This is a genomic window from Cupriavidus sp. 22TCCZM01-5, assembly GCF_057798915.1.
The window spans coordinates 130,390-147,279 of record NZ_JBYOJR010000015.1; the positions used below are offsets into that span (position 1 = coordinate 130,390).

Consider the following 16,890-nt stretch of genomic DNA (forward strand, 5'->3'; position numbering starts at 1 on the left):
TCCTGCGCAGCGGTCTCAGACACCCAGGAGTTCCTGGAGCAGGTGCTGCTTCTCGTGAATCTCGTGCTGGTGGATCTCCGCGGCGATTTGGCCGTGCTCCACCACGTACATGCGGTCGGCCAGCGGCGCGGCGAACCGGAAGTTCTGCTCCACCAGCACGATCGTGTAGCCCTTCGCCTTGAGGTCGCGGATGACCTGGGCGAGCTTCTGCACGATCACCGGCGCCAGTCCCTCGGAGATTTCGTCCAGCAGCAGCAACCGCGCCCCAGTGCGCAGGATGCGCGCCATCGCCAGCATCTGTTGCTCGCCGCCCGAGAGCCGTGTGCCCTGGCTATGCCGCCGCTCGTGGAGGTTGGGGAACATCGCGTAGATCTCGTCGAGGCTCATCCCGCCGCCACCCACCTGCGGCGGCAGCAGGAGGTTCTCCTCGCACGAGAGGCTGGAATAAATCGCCCGCTCTTCCGGGCAAAAGCCGACACCCAGACGCGCGATGCGATGGGCCGGCATGCCGATTGCCTCGCGGCCGTCGATCATGACCGAGCCGGAGCGCCGCCCCGTCAGGCCCATGATGGCGCGCAGGGTGGTGGTACGGCCTGCCCCGTTGCGGCCGAGCAGGGTCACGCACTCTCCCTCGTTCACCAGCAAGTCGATGCCGTGCAGGATGTGCGATTCGCCGTAGAAGGCATGGAGGTCGGTGACCCGCAGGTATTCCGTCGCCATGATCAATGCCCTCCCGGCGCAGCGAGCGCGGCATCAGCGCTGCCCATATAGGCCTCGATGACCTGCGGGTTGGCGGAGACTTCCGCGTATGTGCCCTCAGCCAGCACGCTGCCGCGCGCCAGCACCGTGATGGCGTCGCAGATGCCGGACACCACTTTCATGTTGTGCTCCACCATCAGGATGCTGCGATTGGCCGAGACTTTCTTGATGAGCTGCATGACGCGGTCAACGTCTTCGTGGCCCATGCCCTGCGTAGGCTCGTCGAGCAGCATCAGCTCGGGGTCGAGGGCCAGCGTGGTGGCGATTTCCAGCGCGCGCTTGCGACCGTAGGGCATCTCGGCGGTTGTCATGGCGGCGAAGTCCTCCAGTCCGACGTCGGCGAGCAATGCCATGGCCCTGTCATCGAGCGATGCGAGGACTTTCGGCGAGCGCCAGAACTGGAAGGAAATCCCGAGCCTGCGCTGCAGCGGGATACGTACGTTCTCGAGCACGGTCAGATGCGGAAACACCGCCGAGATCTGGAAGGAGCGCACCACGCCCCTGCGTGCCACCTGCGCCGGCTTCTCGCCGGTGATCTCGGCACCGTTGAACCGTATGGTGCCGCGCGTGGGATCCAGGAACTTGGTAAGGAGGTTGAAGCAGGTGGTCTTGCCTGCACCGTTCGGACCAATCAGCGCGTGGATGTGCCCCCGCCTGACCTTGAGACTGACGTCGTTTACGGCGACAAATCCCTTGAATTCTTTCCTCAGTCCGACGGTTTCAAGAATGAGATTGCTTGCCATGGTCATTTCCGCGCCCGTTGATTGGGTGGAGAATATGGCCGCAACTAAATCACGTCCAATATATTATTGGTTAGTCATTGACACTTTTTGTGTATATATGTCGGAGGCGCACAGCCAATCGGACGCCACTCGCGGATTGTCGCGGACGTCAGGACACGAAGGCGCGTCGAAGCGCCACAGAGGCGACAGAAGCGATGGCGAACAAGGGTCTGTTACTTGAGCGAAGCGGACGCACGAACGTCCACGCGTCGGTGCAGGCGAATGACGCTTCATGGCGTGCGCCGTGAAAAGGCGGCGCTTTTCCAGTGGGTGAAAGCCCCACCCGGCAACCGCTCCAGCCGGAAGCAACCGGAGCAATCGTGGAGGTGACGGGCTTATCCACCCTCGCACCTCTACGGGCACTTCGGTCTCGGTCGGCTGTCCGGTCCCTGGTAGTAACTTGTCGTGTACGAAGGCGTGATGTCTTGTCCGAGAGCCGGATGCGGGAGATCTGCATGTCCGGTTCGATGAGCGGGGTGTGGAAACGGAGTTACGGGGAGGTTACTAGGGCACCGCCAGACGAAAGGGGCGGCAACAGACAAACCGAACCTAACGCCACCGCGCCACATCTCGACTCTACCGGCAAGCGACCTCCGCCAGTTGTGGGCCGGTCGGCTCTTGTCGACTTTCACGGCGGCTCTAAGTGTGCCGGTCAACGCTCCAAATTGACGCGCCGAAAGATTAGGTGCAACCTTCCATCGTCTTCCGCCTCCGCACCGGAGCTCTGCCATGACCTCCCAAGAATTCCGAGCGTTCAAGGCAAACCTGGCAATGTTCCTACGCTACATGCCGATCGGAACCACTGCCGATTTCTCCGACATGGCCGTTGCCTACCGGGATGGCACGCAGGTGACCGGCGCTGATTTGCGCAACGGCGGACGGCTGGATGAGGACTTCGAGTTCGACGAGAACGCCGAGCTACTCGACGCGCGCTTGAGGTCATCGACATACTGCCGGATTCGATCCCCATCCTTGGATGAGCAACCTTTGTTGCCGATTTGCACTCCTTATCGAATCTCTCGCCTGCTCCCGATGCGTCCCCGAAGCCCGTGCGTTGGGCTGTCAAGGACAGGCTGACTGCGGCCGTGACTTTTCGTCAGCGGTGCGCTACGAATGCAGTTCCACCACGTCTGCATCGGCGACCGGGTAATCGGCGCCGACCTGCTGGCCGCTGAACTTGCCACTCCCCCAAATGCGCGCGAACTTGAACGTGCTTGCGAGATCGGGATGCACCCGCATGGCGACATCCAGCACGGTGTCGCCGCGGCGCATCGTAAAGGGCCGATTCTGGTCGATGGGTTTCCCGGGCGCCTTGGTGTAGACGCGCACGATCCCCAGAGCCTTGAAGAGGAACGGGCCGATTTCGGCCAGCCCTCGCCCGCTGGTCGCGGAGGTTGCGAGCGCCGGAAAGCGTACGCCGAGCAGGTCTTCGAGGACAGCCGCGTCTTCCGGGTTGGCAAGATCCGTCTTGTTGGCCAGCAGCAGCGTAGGGAGGTACACACTGAATGAATCAGCTGGCGCTAATTCCGCCGTCGCCGGCCAGCGCTCCGTCAGGATGATTTTTCCCGCGGCAAGCTGCCGCAGAATCCGCTCCAACTGTTCCGTGCAGTCTGGCGCGCTCAGGTCGACCACGAGCAGTGCGCCGTCTGTCGACCGCAACAGGCTGGTGAGCTCAGGCTGCAGGAATTCGACTGAAACGGGCGGCAGGTCGACCAGTTGAAAAGCGATGTCCTCGAATGGCAACATGCCGGGAATCGGTAGTCTGGTCGGGTGGGGGTAGGGCCCGACCCCGTTGTGCGATCCTGTGAGCCTCGCGTGCAGGCTGGATTTTCCCGCGCCGGGCGGGCCGATCAGACAGAGCTGGGCCGCGCCGTCGGGATGCACCGCATGTGACGGCCCTCTGTGACCAGCCTTCCCGTGGCTGGCAGATTCCTGGGTGAGTTCCCTGATCCGTGACTTGATATCGGCTTGCAGACGCTCCGTGCCCTTGTGCTTCGGGATGGCACGGAGCATCTCCTTCAGGCATTCGAGCTGCTCACGCGGCTGGCGTGCCAGCCGATAGGCTTGCTCGGCCCGCTTGTACTCGGGGGAAAGGTTTGCTGGCATGGGACAGCACGTGCAACAGCCAGGTCGGCCCTGGCAAGTACAAGATACGCTGAAGTCACGATTTTTGCTTCCCTCGCCTTACCCGCTCCAGGTATTTGCCTGAAGCGACCTCGATTCGCACCGTGGCACCGTGGATGAGACGCCGTTGAAGCTATCCGACCCGGAAAAACTCCGCGCTCTGCCCCGCATTGACCGCCCGCTGCAGCCAGGCCGGCATCTCACCCTGCCCGTCCCACGTGAGCCCCTCGGCGTTGCGGTAGCAGACCGCGGGAGGCGGGTGGCGGTGGCGGATCGAAGCACCCCGCCGCCGCCAGCTCCTCCATGGTCAGCCCGTAGTCGGCCATCTGCGCCTGGATCCAGCGCATCGCGTCCACCCGCTCATTTTTCACCGTCATCGTTGCCGTCATTCGGGTTGAGAAGGGCTGCGGGCGTGTCAGTCCAGGAGGCAAATTGACAGTTTCGCGATGGGCAAAACCCCCGCCGAACTTGTCACACCGGCGGCGAATCGCCTTGTGGCTGACAATAACTCCGCGCTCGAACGGCAGCTCCTCGATGTCGGGGTGATCGTGCTTTCCGTGTAAATTGATACGCTGGGATGCGAGACTTCCTATGCCATCAACGACTTACGGCACAGGAAAGAACAGCACTGCGAGGGCTATTACAAGTCATTGATGTAGCGAAACATTTCCTCTTCAACGGTATCAATTTGCACGCGAAGGACGATCACCTCTAGCAGGGCGACTTCGGGCTCGCGCAGTCTCTCGCCATCGGCAATCACGCACAAGCCGCGGCCGTCCGGCCCCGTCAGCGTGCGATGCGGCAGCAGCCCAAGCAGGTCAGTGTTCCGCAGCAATTCGGCAATCGGGACCCCAGAGCCCGTCCATTCCACCGAGACGCGCGGCGGCGGCAGGCCGAGTTCGGCGAACTGGTGGCCCAACACTTGATAAAGGCTCGACGAGGTCTGCGGCAGGGCCCAACGCTCGTTGGCAAGGTCGGCCAGTGTCCTGAAGGTCGGTCTCCGCGGGTCGACAAGGCTGAGCGGGCGATCGTCGGCCACGGCGCTGATGGACGTCATCAACATCTCGCGGTGGTGATGTGTGCTTGCGCGCTGCCGCTCACCGGGTTACCGTGGTGTCGGCGGCCGGCATATGGGTCGCGACCTGGTCGAGCACCACTTCCGGCTCGTCGGCCTCAATGTCCGACTCGTCAGCAAGCCTGCGGTGCATCCGCTCGATATCGAGGTCGCCGGTCCATTTCGCCACTACCACCGTGGCCACGCCGTTGCCGATCAGGTTGGTCAGGGCGCGCGCCTCCGACATGAAGCGGTCAATGCCGAGGATCAGGGCGAGCCCCGCCACAGGAACATGCCCCACCGCCGAAAGCGTGGCCGCCAGCACGATGAAGCCACTCCCGGTGACACCGGCGGCGCCCTTGGAGGTCAGTAGCAGCACGGCGAGCAGGGTGAGTTGTTGCATCAGGGTCATGTCGGTGTTGGTCGCCTGGGCGATGAACACCGCCGCCATGGTCAGGTAGATGGAGGTGCCATCCAGATTGAAGGAGTAGCCAGTCGGGATCACCAGTCCGACGACGGACTTGCGGGCGCCCAGGTTCTCCAGCTTGGCCATCATCCGCGGCAACACGGATTCCGACGACGACGTGCCCAGCACGATCAGCAGTTCCTCCTTGATGTACTTGATGAATTTCCAGATCGAGAAGCCATGCAGCCGCGCGATGGTGCCTAGCACGACGAAGATGAAAAGCAGGCAGGTGGCGTAGAAGGTCGCCATCAACTGGCCAAGCTGCAGCAGCGAGCTCACGCCGTACTTTCCGATGGTGAAGGCCATGGCGCCGAAGGCGCCAATCGGCGCGACCTTCATTATGTAGCCGACGATGGTGAACAGCACGTGCGAAAACTTCTCGATAAAATCGAACACCAGCGTGCCGCGGCCACCGAACCTGTGCAGCGCGAAACCGAACATCACCGCGAACAGCAGCACCTGGAGGATCTCACCCTTGGCAAAGGCATCCACCACCGTGTTCGGGATCACGTGCAGCAGGAAATCGACCGTGCCTTGCATCTTGCCGGGCTCGGTGTAGGCGGCGATGCCCTTCGTGTCGAGGGTGGATGCGTCGACGTTCATGCCGGCGCCGGGCTTGACGATGTTGATGATCAACAGGCCGACCAACAGCGCAATGCTGCTCACGATCTCAAAGTACAGCAGCGCCAGCCCGCCGGTCTTGCCAACCTTCTTCATGTCCTCCATGCCGGCGATGCCCACCACGACCGTGCAGAAGATGATCGGCGCGATGATCATCTTGATCAGCTTGATGAAGCCATCACCCAACGGCTTCATCGCCTCGCCGGCCAGCGGATAGAAATGGCCGAGGATGACGCCGATGACAATTGCGGTGATGACCTGGAAGTAGAGTGATCTGTAGAATGGCTTCGGGTGATTGTCTTTTTCCATCGTCGTCTCCATTGCTGGTTCACTGTCGGCATCCTGACGCCCGGCCGGGTCAATCGAGTGTACGTGCCTCAGCGCGCTGCGCGTTGGCATCAACCGACTCCTCCGTTGTCTTGCTGGCAATGCGGCGAACGGTCGGGGACGATGTCAGTATATGCACGGGGCGCACGGCGCCAAGAAGGATGCCGCCCACCGTGATGCCCCAGAAGGGAGACTTCATGCGGGCGATGGTCTCGATCAGCGCGCCGGTGTCCTGCGGCTGGGCTCGTCGCTCCAATGTCCAGATCCTCACCGAAAATCCAGAGCACCAGCAAGCCAAGGAAGATTGCCGCCATGATGATCTCCTTGGCGGAGATCGGACCCATGGCAGCTAGCTCTCTCCGGGCCAAGGCCGTCGCATCGGGTGTTTGGCGAATGCGCGGCGGGGCAATCCACAGCATGGCTATTGGAATGATGGCCAGACACAGCAAACCGGGGACAGACGCTGCCACCGCCCAGTCGAGCCAACTGATTGAGACGCCTTGGTCTGCGGCAAGCTTGACCGCAAGGGGATTACCCGCCATCGCCGTGATGAACATGCCCGCGGTGATGATGTTCGCGTGTAAGGCGCAGAGGATCAGATAGCTTCCCACCTTGCCGCGGGATGCCGGGTCATCGGCATGGCTGCCGAGGACTTCCGCTATCGATCGGGTAATCGGGGGCGTACCAGGATAAAGCCGGAAATGACACATATACCCAGAAGTAATAAAGATCCCGGCCTTTATGTCTTCGAGCCGGCCTACGGGCGTCGGCTGGGTCGGGTTTCTGCCGGCGATTGCCAACAGCATCGTGCGGTATCTTGCGGACATGTTCCGCCGCATCCGGTCCAGAGAAAGTTCGTTACATCGCTGCAGTTCGCCCAACTGGATCAGGTGGAGAAGGCATCACCTGTTATTTCCCGCCGACGAAGCGCGACAGGCACTACCCGACAGTCTGCTGCCGCAGCGGCCGGCCCGTTTGCGCAACGTCGGATCGAATCGGCGCGCCGGCCGCGCTGCCTGACTCCAACCTAGCGTGATGACCAGGCAGCGCCGCAGGCTTGGTCTTCTGGCATCGACAACATATTCTGGTCAGTTTGAGCGAGCTCCACGCGACCTCGCAAAGCGCTTTCCGAACAAGTCCGCCTATCCCGATTGGGAGCCCCTTGCCATGGCCAGCATCGAACGAACTGCCTATCCTCGGTTTCCGCGTACCCTCACGCTGAAGGATCTGCAGACCTCGTTCACCCCGCGCCCAGAGGAAATTGAGTGGGCGCAAGGCTTCGCACGCACCGCTGAGCGGCGCCTCGCGCTTCTGGTCAACCTGAAGTGTTTCCAGTTCCTGCGCCATTTTCCGGCTGTGGAGGCGGTACCCGCCGAATTCATCGAGCACGTGTCGGCCTGGTTGGGCATGGCGCCGGTTCAGCGCATTACCTATCCCGCCGCGCATACCGCGCTCTATCGGCATCACAAGGTGATCCGCTCCTTGTTGGGTATCAAGCCGTACACCGATGCCCAGACGCGCCTCGTCGCGATACGACTTGCCGAGGAAGCCGCCGGCGTGGTGGACACACGCGTGGACATCTCTTGAGCGCCACCACCACCACCCGTTCGTTCAGGCCCAACCGGTAGAGTGTTGCACCCGCTTGGGTCAACAAGGCCCGTTCTTTCCCCGCGATCGCAGGATCGGCCAACAGCACGTAATAAGCGTCGGCCAAAGGTTTCGCTCAAGCATCAACGGACGGTTTGTCCCACTCGTGTAGACTGCGCCTGTGTCCCAACAGATCGACTACCTCGACCCCGCTCTTCCTCCTGGGTCTGGCGAGTGTCAATGCCCGCGTTCGACGCGACCCCTCCAACGCTCGATGGTTTTGGTTTTGGCCGGCTTGTAGCAGACTCGAGCGAGTACTCGATCGCGCCGCGAGAGGAAGAGCAGGTAAAAAGAGATGAGTTTCTGGAACGCCACCTGATTGGAGCGGAAATCGAACTGTTGGTTGATTGCCCGATCGGCGACGCCGCTCCGGACGAGGCAATCGATGTCTCGACGAATTCCCGACCCAGCGAATATGACATCGCGACACGCGCGCTTGCCGTCAATGGCTGGTGTGTCGTGTCGAGCTTTTTGTCAAAGGCCCAGACGCAGGCCTTATCGACCGAATGCATGGCCATGCACGACGCGCAGCTACTTACACCGGCCCGTGTAGGGGCCAATCGCGCTACCACGCTTTTGCGCGGCGATAGCACACGCTGGTTCCAACCCGACACGCTGAGCGCGGCGCAGCAGGCGTTCGCCGATCGCATCGAAGCGCTACGGAATGCGCTCAACCGCGACCTGTTTCTCGGCCTGATCGACAGCGAATCACACTACGCGGTATATCGGCCAGGCGCCGCATATGCACGCCACCTCGACTGCCTGCGTAACAACGTCAGCCGTGTGATTTCCGCTGTGTTCTACCTCAACGAAGCTTGGCAGGAGGCCGAGGGCGGTGCACTGCGGCTCTACCTTGCCGATCAGTCATATCACGACGTCTTTCCGCGCGCCGGAACGCTGCTGCTGTTTCTCTCGGCACAATTTGAACACGAGGTGCTGCCCGCCACGCGCGATCGTATGAGCATTGCATGCTGGATGAGGCAGCGGGTGTAACCCGAGGCGAGTGCGCAGCTGCGATTAACGATCCATCATCACGCCCTGGCCGCACGGTGCCGATGGCATACGTGCGAAGCCAATGCCGAGTCGCGTCATTGCACAACTGCCGATAATTACGGGGCAGGAACCGTCTACCATGGAAGCTTGCCGTGTACTGAGTTGCGACTATCGACCCCAAATGTCCGTTGCCGTGAACGAGGCGACGTTCGAGTGTCCGTTGAATGCATTGGCCGAATGGCTGAATGTGGCCGGCAAGCGCCAAATTGCCCCGACACCCGCCATGCCGATGTAACCCGGCCGGAGTCCCGCCAGCATCAATTCGTCGGCAGCAGGTCCTGCAGGTCTTTCAGCGTCGGCTTGCCGGAAATGGTCGCGGGCGTCACGGCGCGAGCGGGCGTGATGTCGTCGGGGCGCGGCTTGGGAATGGCCGACGCATCCAGCCTGCCGCTGCGGTCCAGCGGAATCGCCGAGCAGCCGGCCAGCAAGCCGTCGGCCTTCAGTTTGTTGGTGAGTTCGATGGCAAAGACCGCGCCACGTTCGGTAAGCGGAATCGTCGAACTGCCTCGGCCGAATGCGAACTTCGCGCGCCATACGGCGCGATTCTGGGTCACGTCGGCCAGCGTGGTGTTGTACTCGATGGTCAGCCGGTCGCCGCCAACCTGCACAACGCCGCCGCCGCTGACAATCGTCAACACCGCATCGGGCTGGAACGCAGCGGCCCTGGCGGTCGCCAGCCCGCGATCGAGCTCGAGTCCGGTGACATCCTCGAATGCGGCGATGGCACCGCAACCGCGCAAGATGTCGCGGAACTTGGCGCGGAACGTCGGCGCAAAGCCAGGTCCCCAACCCATCCCCGACGCGGCGATCACATAGATGCGTTTGGGCTGCTGTGCGTAGTCCTGCGCGCGGACGCTCGTCACCGCTGTGCGTGGCGCGCATGCAGCCACGCCAAGCACGAGCATGGCCAATGCTGCCAGTCGCATGCCGCGCTTCTGGCCATTCCGATGATCGATACCAGTGTCAGGAGCCAGTGTACGCATACGTGAAATAGTACGATGAGGAAACGGAACGCATGGTGTACGTATCGCCCCGGTGGCTCAGGCGATAGCAGGTCTGCATGACGTTGAAACTTGGATTGCCCATGGTGAAGCAAACCTCGTCCGTGCCCGGCGTCACATTGAACTGGCCGCTTGAATAGCCACGCGTGCGGGTATTGGTCACGCCGAGCGATCCGTCGGGGCTGAATTGCATTTCCAGCGCCGCGCCGCTTGGTGCTGTGGCAACGATCCGTCCGATCGATGCGAAGTGGCGGTTCAATTCGTCGCCCGATATCGATTGCTCGGGGCCGGTCGGCGGAACGCGTGCCGGCGCGACGGCAGCCGTAGTGGCATTGCCGGCAGTCGTGGCGGCCTGCTCGGCGCGGAATTTTTGCAGTGCGACGGTGGCGCGTGCGGGGACCTGGTCGATCCACGTCGCAGGAATCGCAAAGTTCAGGTTCTGCGCGTCGCGAATCGTCATGTACGAGACGCCGATCAGCCGGCCCTCCTCATCGAACAGACCACCGCCGCTGGACCCCGGTGAAATTGGCGCGGTCATCTGGATGCGGACAATATTGTTGTCCTTGTCGCGATGCAGCGCAGCCAGGAGACCGTCGGAAAGCGTCAGCTCCAGCCCACGCGGCGCGCCCAGTGCGTAAACCTTCTCGCCGACTTTCAGCGTGGAGAGCGGGGCCACAGGAACGGCCGGTGCAACCAGCCCCTTGGCCTTGATGATGCAGAGATCGCGATCCACGTCCGCATATTCGAGTCGGGCGCCATGCGCGGTGTTATCGCGCTTGACGGAAATGGACTTGCCTCGCACCAGCACGTGGCAGTTGGTGACCAGCGTTTCGGGACCGATGACGACCGCGCTGCCCATCCGCGTCGGATGGTCCTGCGCATCGAAAACGCGCACGACCCAGATGCTGGGCGCGCGCATTTCATAGATCTTCACTGCCTCCAGTGCCAGGGCTGGTGCCGCCGGAAGCAGTCCGGCAAGTAGGCAGCCCGTCAGTGTCGATAGCTTCCTGACTCCGCCGCGGGCTGTCGTGCCACGGCTATTCCGATGTTCTGTGCGCATCCGTGAAGCGTGTCCCGCAGTCTTGTTGGTATGGGAATGACGGTAATGGGAACGGCGTGCCGAGTTTAACGGAAGGCGGTCAGAAATATTGAACGCGTTGTACGAACCCCACGGGAGGAGGGCGGGCGCAATGTGTATGTCAGACAGGCGAAGCTCAGGAGGTTGTCTTGGGAAGCTTGCATACGGCCATCTCTTCACGTTGTCGTTCTCTGCCTTCGCGCCGGAACCGGGTTGGTGCGTGGCCGGTCCAGCGCTGAAATGCCCGGCGAAACGCTTCCTCGCTGGCAAAGCCAAGCTGCTCCGCGATCCTTCCCACCGGCCAGTTGGTCGCGCACAGGCATTGCTCGGCATACTCCTGCAGGCTGTGTTCGCGCAGTACCCGGTAGCTGCTGCCGTCGACTGCGAGACGGCGACGCATGGTCGGTTCGCTCATATCAAAGCGTACGGCCAGCTCAGCCAGCGTCGGCAGCCGCGTGCCATGCACCAGCGCTGCATGCAGTATGCCGCGCACCTGCTGGCTCAGTGATACGAGCTCGACTGGCGCACCGATCAGCCGGTAAGGAAAATCCTCCAGGAAGGCGTCGAGCTCCGCTGCCTGGCGCACGACCGGCCGCTCCAGCAAAGCCTCGTCGAATTCGAATCCGTAGGTCTGGGCGCCCGACGTCACGGTAGCGTGGAACAAGCCCAGGAAAGGCGAGACATCCTCGCGCCGGGGATGCGCCAGGTAGACATGGGTCGGCCGCACCGGCTGGCCAATCAGCCAACCGAACAGCAGCAGGTAGAAGAAGAGCCCGGTCAGGTCCACCAGGCACGCCGCGGAGCTTTTCGCGCGTCGCAGCGAATCCATGCGAAAGACCGCCTGGCCTGCGTGTTGCCCGAGGCTGAGCGCACCGGCACGCGGATACAGCATCGCGCAGAAATCGGCCGCACAGCGGATCGCCTCCCTGAGCGTCTGGCAACTCAAGACGCAACGACATAGCAGGTCCACCTCCTGCTTGCGCATTGGAGGGTGGCCGTTGCCTTTCGCGACCAGGGCCTCCAACTGCTCGATCGAGGCGCGATAGAGCGCGGTGAACTGAGCCGGCCGCGCATGCCCGTGCGCGCCGGTGTCGGGCGGCACTTCGACGCCTTGCCGCTTCAGCTCCTCCAGCAGGCGCTGCACCATGCCTTGCGGCACAGGGCGGGAGTTTCCCGGCGGGTAGGCATTCATGGCTGCTTGTCCTGATTGCTTCGGTAGCGATGGTTGATCGGGAGGGTAGGGGTCCGCGGCGCCCAGGCTTCCCATAATGATCCCGGCATCTCCACCCGCGCAGCAAGCTTGCGCACGGCCTGGGCCACGGAGGTTGCCATGCATTGACCCACCCTGCCTATACGGGAAAAACCATGACCGCTTTCCCCTGCCTGAGAGCCGGGATCCCGGCGCCGCAGCCTTGCAACGCACCGCGTGCGTCGAGCGAGGTCCGCCGATGATCCACGTGCTCGATGAAATCGTGCTGGCCCCGGGCCACCTCCCCATGGTGCTTGGCTTGCTGGACAGCCAATACCTGCCCGGCAGCGCCGCCCGGGGCCTGGCGCTTCGGCAGCGCTGGGTGTCGCCGCCCGTGGCGCTGGAAGACGTGCCCAATACGCTCTGGTTGCTGTGGCAAGTGGCGGATGCGCCGGCGTACTACGCCATGCGCGCCGGCATCGATGCTTCGGCCATGGCGTTCTGGGCGGAAGTCGGCACCTTGTGTGAAGCCCGCCGCCGTCATGTGATGACCGATGCGACACCAGCGCTGCCACAGCGCAAGGAGTCTTGCGATGCGGCTTGAGACAGCACAGATCCGGTTCCGCGCTGGCAACCGTGCAGCGCCGCAGGCACAGGAACAGGCCGTTCTGGCGCGGGTCGGGGCGCTGCCAGGCGTGCGCCACGTGGCAATCGGCCGGAACCTGGCGGGAAGCTGGGGCGCCGGCGACTGCACGCTCGACCTGCAGTGCGATCCGGATTCGCCCGGCTCGCCTGGCCTGGCCGCCGCCCTGGACGACCTCGCGGAGGTGGATGGCATCGCATACAGCCCGATCTCGGCCGGATTGCGCGCCCCGCAACTGCGCGACGGAATCTGGCGCACGCTGATGCTCCGCGTGCGGCCCGGGGCGCACGAGTCGCACATCCGCGGCCTGGAGCAGGACCTGCTGCGGATGCCGGACTACATGCCCGGCATCCGCAACTGGCGGCTCGCGCGCGTACTGTCGCCCGGGGCGTGGACCCATGTCTGGCAGCAAGAATTCGCCAGCGTGGATCAGCTGCTGGGCGAATACCTCATGCATCCCTTTCATTGGGGGCGGGTCGACCGCTGGTTCGACCCCGAGTTTCCCGAATGGACGGTCGATGCGATCTCCCATGCGTTCTGCCCGCTCGCGACGAGCCTGATTGCCAACCACACCAACAGAGAGGAATACGCGCCATGACCGGAAACGGGAAACTGACAGGAAAGATCGCGCTGGTCACCGGCGCCAGCCGCGGCATCGGCCGCGCCATTGCCCAGCGCTTCGCGGCAGAGGGCGCGATGGTGGTTGTCACGGCCCGGCAGCCAGGCCGGTCCGCGGACGACCCTGGCACGCTGGCCGAGACGGTAGCCCTGATCCGGCAGCAAGGGGGGCGTGCCATCGCACTGCCGGCGGACCTCGAGGACCCCGCGCAGCGCGACCAGCTTGTGCAGAAGGCTGCGGAGGCAGCGGGCGGCCTCGACATCCTGGTCAACAATGCCGGCGTCGCGGATTACAGCTGCATTGAATCGATGCCGCTCGAAGTCTTCGACAAGACCGTCGAGCACTATCTGCGCGTGCCCTTTGTGCTCAGCCAGGCGGCGATCCCCCTGATGCGCGCGCGCGGCGCGGGATGGATCCTGAACCTGGGATCCGTCACCGGACTGTCCCCTGCGCGTCGCTTTAACGAGTTTGACCGGCTCGGCGGGGTGACCGCCTACGCGGCCGTCAAGGCTGCCATCAACCGCTTCACCGAGGGGCTCGCGGCCGAGCTGGAGGCCGACGGCATTGCCGTGAATTCCGTGGCGCCAAGCACGGCAATCCTCACGCCGGGCAGCGAGCGCTATATACCGGACGGCTATCCGACCGAGCCGGTGGAGTACCTGGTGGAGACAGCGCTGGCGCTATGCAGCGTTCCGGCCCGCGAGCGCACCGGCTACATCGCCCACAGCCTGCACTTTCCGCTGGCGCACGGGCTCGGCGTTCGTACGCTCGACGGGCAGGGCGAGCTGCCCCCGCCCGTGATCCCGGCGTGGGCGCATCCCGCATTGAACCCGTCAGCCCTGTCCGGAAGCTAAGCCCATGAAGAAGACGATGCGCGCGGTCGTGATCGACCGTACCGGCGGACCCGATGTGCTCAGGATCGCGGACGTTCCCATGCCAGAACCCGCCGCCGGCGAAGTCCTGATCCGCGTGGCCTGTGCCGGTGTGAATCCCGCGGACTGGAAATGCCGGGAGGGCTATCTGAGCCACTTCATGCAATACAGCTTCCCGTTCGTGCTCGGCTTCGATGTGAGCGGTGTCGTGGCAGCCGTGGGCACCGGCGTACAGGGCTTCGCCCCGGGCGAGCGCGTGTTTGCGCAGAGCGAGGTTGGCGCGGGCAAATGGGGATCCTATGCCGAGTATGTTGCCGTCAGCCAGGATTCCGTGGTGTCCATGCCGGACAACCTTGGATTTGCCGAGGCCGCGGCAGTCCCGACTCCGGCGCTGGCCGCGTGGGCGGGGCTCTTCGACGAAGGCGGGCTCAAGCCAGGCCAGACGGTACTCGTGCATGGTGGGGGCGGGGCGGTCGGCACCTTTGCTGTCCAACTCGCAATCGCGGCCGGGGCAAAGGTGGCTGCCACCTGCAGTGCAGCGCGCCGCGACGAACTGATGGCGCTCGGCTGCGAGCACGTGATCGATTACCGGGGCGGTGAGATTGCAGCCGCCATGCAGGGATGGGCGCCGGCTGGCGTCGATCTGGTACTGGATGCGGTCGGATGCGGAACCTTGCCGGACGGCATGGGCCTGCTCAAGCCCGGCGGCATCCTGGTCGCCATCCTGACGCTGGTCAGCGGCGACAACGGTCCGGTTCCTGCCGAAGCTACCCGCCGCGGCGTCCGGACCGCCCTGGCATTCAGCAAGATGCCCAGCGGCATGCGGCTACGCGAGATCGCGTCGCTGCTCGGGGCCGGGCGAGTGCGACCGCCTCGCATCGAATGCCTGCCTCTGGAAGATGCCGGCCGCGCGCTCGACCTGGTCCAGTCGGGCCAGGCGGCAAGCAAGCTGGTACTGCGTATCGGCGAGCCACGGAGCTTCTGATCGCGGGCGGGCCATTCGTCCCGCCAACCGATGAGCCGCACATACATATCAAAATCAAAATTCGAGGAGAGACGATGAAGAACAAGGCATTCCTGATTGGCGCGATAGCCAGTGCGCTGATAGCCGGCTCGCAGATGAGCGCACCTTCGTTTGCCGCGATGACCCCCGACGAAGTCAGGCGCCTGGGCGGCCCGCTCACGCCAATGGGTGCCGAACGGCTCGCGAACAAGGATGGCAGCATCCCGGCGTGGAGTGGAAAGTGGCAGGCCGCACCGGCGGGCCTGGCATTCCGGCCGGGAGATCCATATCCGGACCCCTATGCCGAGGAGAAGCCCCTGGCAACGATCACGGCCCAGAACCTGGAGCAGTACCGTGCCCGCCTGAGCGACGGGCAACTCGCCATGTTCAAGCTGTACCCGGCGACCTTCAAAATGGCGATCTATCCGAGCCATCGCGACTTCCGCTACGGCGACGCCGTCTACAAGGCGATCCAGCGTTACGCCCCCAAGACGCAATTGACGGCGGACGCGAACGGCCTCAAGGACTATCCGCCCACCGCGCCCTTTCCGATTCCCAAGAGCGGCCTGGAGTTGATGTGGAACCTGCGCTTCTCCTCGGCTATCGCAGAGGAGGCAGCCGTCTACGACCAGGCAGTCGTGTATCGCGACGGCAAGATCGCCTGGGGCAAGTGGAAATACGATATCTGGTCTCCGGTAAACGGCGCCGCCTTTGAAAACGGCTCGCCCCTGATCAACCGGACCTTCGCGCGGGTGGAAACCGACCTGCCTTTGCGGGAACGCGGCAGTATCATCGTTTCCCACAATTACTGGGATCGCGAAGGCTCGGATACGGCCAGGACCTGGCAGTACAACCCAGGCACCCGCCGTGTGCGACAAGCACCTGAGTTCGGCTTCGACCAGCCGCTCGGGCCAGGCGGCTTCCGGACTGTGGATGACGATCGCCTGTTCAATGGCTCAGGCGATCGCTACGACTGGAAGATTGCAGGCAAGCAGGAAATCTATATTCCGTACCACAACTACAAGCTGGTCGATCCGGCCGTCAAGTATGCGGACTTACTGAGCCCCAGCCACGCAACCCCCGACCTTGTCCGTTACGAACTGCACCGCGTCTGGGTGCTTGAAGCCAGGCTGAAGCAAGGCTTCCGGCATCAGTACGCAAGGCGTGTGCTGTACCTGGACGAGGATACCTGGATGGCGGTTCTGGCTGACAACTATGATGCCCGCGGTCAGTTGTGGCGAACCAATATGCAGACTTCCCTTTACGCCTACGATGCACGCCGCTACTACCCGGCGGTGGCTTTCTATCATGACCTCACCGCGGGGTCCTATCTCGCGGACAGGCTGACCAATGAAGGTAAGCCGGTGCGCTTGAACAGTAGCCCGCAGTTCAATGAAGCGTATTTTTCGCCGGATTCGATTCGTGGAGCCGGGCATTGAGGCTGATGTGAATGTGGGGTTGTCGGTGTTGGTATGCGGCGCTGTTTTGCCGGCGTCGCCGGCGGGGCTTTGTGGTTGGGATTGGGGTTGTCGTGCTTGGCGGGCGCTGCTGTTTCGCCGGCGTAGCCGGCGAGTCACTTTTTGTCCGAGCCCTCCATGTCAGGATAGTTGTCGCCTCGCCGCCTTTCGATGAAGGACAATGGAGGGCGGAAG

At 63.3% G+C, this 16,890-nt stretch carries 16 protein-coding genes and 3 pseudogenes; 8 read left to right on the top strand and 11 right to left on the bottom strand.

Features of this window, described 5'->3' with window-relative positions:
- Positions 1-15: 15 nt before the first annotated feature.
- The gene (locus AC3FNH_RS16265; protein ID WP_488720766.1) at positions 16-720 is read right to left on the bottom strand and encodes an ABC transporter ATP-binding protein; all 705 of its coding nucleotides are present in this window, start codon (positions 718-720) and stop codon (positions 16-18) included.
- A 2-nt stretch (positions 721-722) separates the two neighbouring features.
- Positions 723-1,502 carry an ABC transporter ATP-binding protein gene (locus tag AC3FNH_RS16270; RefSeq protein ID WP_488720767.1) on the bottom strand — a complete coding sequence of 260 codons (780 nt, stop codon included), beginning with the start codon at positions 1,500-1,502 and terminating at the stop codon, positions 723-725.
- Positions 1,503-2,270: 768 nt separating this feature from the next.
- Between AC3FNH_RS16270 and AC3FNH_RS16275 the strand changes: the two genes are divergently transcribed.
- Positions 2,271-2,618, top strand: coding sequence for a hypothetical protein (locus AC3FNH_RS16275; protein WP_488720768.1), 348 nt, complete (start codon positions 2,271-2,273; stop codon positions 2,616-2,618).
- Positions 2,619-2,648: 30 nt separating this feature from the next.
- Here AC3FNH_RS16275 and AC3FNH_RS16280 read toward each other — a convergent pair whose 3' ends face one another.
- The 6 genes and pseudogenes from AC3FNH_RS16280 to AC3FNH_RS16305 form a co-directional block, all read right to left on the bottom strand.
- A complete protein-coding gene (locus AC3FNH_RS16280) occupies positions 2,649-3,647 on the bottom strand; it encodes a TGS domain-containing protein (RefSeq protein WP_488720769.1) in 999 nt (332 codons plus the stop codon).
- A 151-nt stretch (positions 3,648-3,798) separates the two neighbouring features.
- A pseudogene (locus tag AC3FNH_RS16285) lies at positions 3,799-4,042 on the bottom strand (H-NS family nucleoid-associated regulatory protein).
- 36 nt (positions 4,043-4,078) lie between these two features.
- Positions 4,079-4,204, bottom strand: a pseudogene (locus AC3FNH_RS16290) (IS6 family transposase); the annotation flags it as partial.
- Between the two features lie 101 nt (positions 4,205-4,305).
- Positions 4,306-4,722: a type 2 periplasmic-binding domain-containing protein gene (locus tag AC3FNH_RS16295; protein WP_488720770.1), complete on the bottom strand. Its 417-nt coding sequence runs from the start codon at positions 4,720-4,722 to the stop codon at positions 4,306-4,308.
- Positions 4,723-4,762: 40 nt separating this feature from the next.
- On the bottom strand, positions 4,763-6,115 hold the full coding sequence (locus tag AC3FNH_RS16300; RefSeq protein WP_488720771.1) for a dicarboxylate/amino acid:cation symporter: 1,353 nt from the start codon (positions 6,113-6,115) through the stop codon (positions 4,763-4,765).
- Positions 6,116-6,204: 89 nt separating this feature from the next.
- Positions 6,205-7,014 carry an anion permease gene (locus tag AC3FNH_RS16305; protein ID WP_488720772.1) on the bottom strand — a complete coding sequence of 270 codons (810 nt, stop codon included), beginning with the start codon at positions 7,012-7,014 and terminating at the stop codon, positions 6,205-6,207.
- A 286-nt stretch (positions 7,015-7,300) separates the two neighbouring features.
- Between AC3FNH_RS16305 and AC3FNH_RS16310 the strand changes: the two are divergent.
- Positions 7,301-7,714 (top strand): annotated as a pseudogene (locus tag AC3FNH_RS16310) (DUF4158 domain-containing protein); the annotation flags it as partial.
- Positions 7,715-7,960: 246 nt separating this feature from the next.
- Positions 7,961-8,773, top strand: a complete 813-nt coding sequence (locus AC3FNH_RS16315) for a 2OG-Fe(II) oxygenase (RefSeq protein WP_488720773.1) — start codon at positions 7,961-7,963, stop codon at positions 8,771-8,773.
- Positions 8,774-9,090: 317 nt separating this feature from the next.
- Here AC3FNH_RS16315 and AC3FNH_RS16320 read toward each other — a convergent pair whose 3' ends face one another.
- From AC3FNH_RS16320 to AC3FNH_RS16330, 3 genes are read right to left on the bottom strand one after another with little or no spacing between them, the layout of a single operon-like run.
- Complete coding sequence (locus tag AC3FNH_RS16320; protein ID WP_488720774.1) at positions 9,091-9,759, bottom strand: hypothetical protein; 669 nt, start codon at positions 9,757-9,759, stop codon at positions 9,091-9,093.
- Positions 9,760-9,796: 37 nt separating this feature from the next.
- Positions 9,797-11,092, bottom strand: coding sequence for a S1C family serine protease (locus AC3FNH_RS16325; RefSeq protein WP_488720775.1), 1,296 nt, complete (start codon positions 11,090-11,092; stop codon positions 9,797-9,799).
- Positions 11,049-12,059: an AraC family transcriptional regulator gene (locus AC3FNH_RS16330; RefSeq protein WP_488720776.1), complete on the bottom strand. Its 1,011-nt coding sequence runs from the start codon at positions 12,057-12,059 to the stop codon at positions 11,049-11,051. The genes AC3FNH_RS16325 and AC3FNH_RS16330 overlap by 44 nt, the downstream gene beginning before the upstream one ends.
- A 301-nt stretch (positions 12,060-12,360) precedes the next feature.
- Between AC3FNH_RS16330 and AC3FNH_RS16335 the strand changes: the two genes are divergently transcribed.
- From AC3FNH_RS16335 to AC3FNH_RS16355, 5 genes are all read left to right on the top strand, one after another.
- Positions 12,361-12,705, top strand: coding sequence for a hypothetical protein (locus AC3FNH_RS16335; RefSeq protein WP_488720785.1), 345 nt, complete (start codon positions 12,361-12,363; stop codon positions 12,703-12,705).
- Positions 12,695-13,342 carry a Dabb family protein gene (locus AC3FNH_RS16340; protein ID WP_488720777.1) on the top strand — a complete coding sequence of 216 codons (648 nt, stop codon included), beginning with the start codon at positions 12,695-12,697 and terminating at the stop codon, positions 13,340-13,342. Before AC3FNH_RS16335 ends, AC3FNH_RS16340 begins: the two co-directional genes overlap by 11 nt.
- Positions 13,339-14,217, top strand: coding sequence for an SDR family NAD(P)-dependent oxidoreductase (locus AC3FNH_RS16345; RefSeq protein WP_488720778.1), 879 nt, complete (start codon positions 13,339-13,341; stop codon positions 14,215-14,217). Before AC3FNH_RS16340 ends, AC3FNH_RS16345 begins: the two co-directional genes overlap by 4 nt.
- A gap of 16 nt (positions 14,218-14,233) precedes the next feature.
- On the top strand, positions 14,234-15,220 hold the full coding sequence (locus AC3FNH_RS16350; RefSeq protein WP_488720786.1) for an NADP-dependent oxidoreductase: 987 nt from the start codon (positions 14,234-14,236) through the stop codon (positions 15,218-15,220).
- A gap of 74 nt (positions 15,221-15,294) precedes the next feature.
- Complete coding sequence (locus tag AC3FNH_RS16355; RefSeq protein WP_488720779.1) at positions 15,295-16,677, top strand: DUF1329 domain-containing protein; 1,383 nt, start codon at positions 15,295-15,297, stop codon at positions 16,675-16,677.
- Positions 16,678-16,890 lie beyond the last annotated feature (213 nt).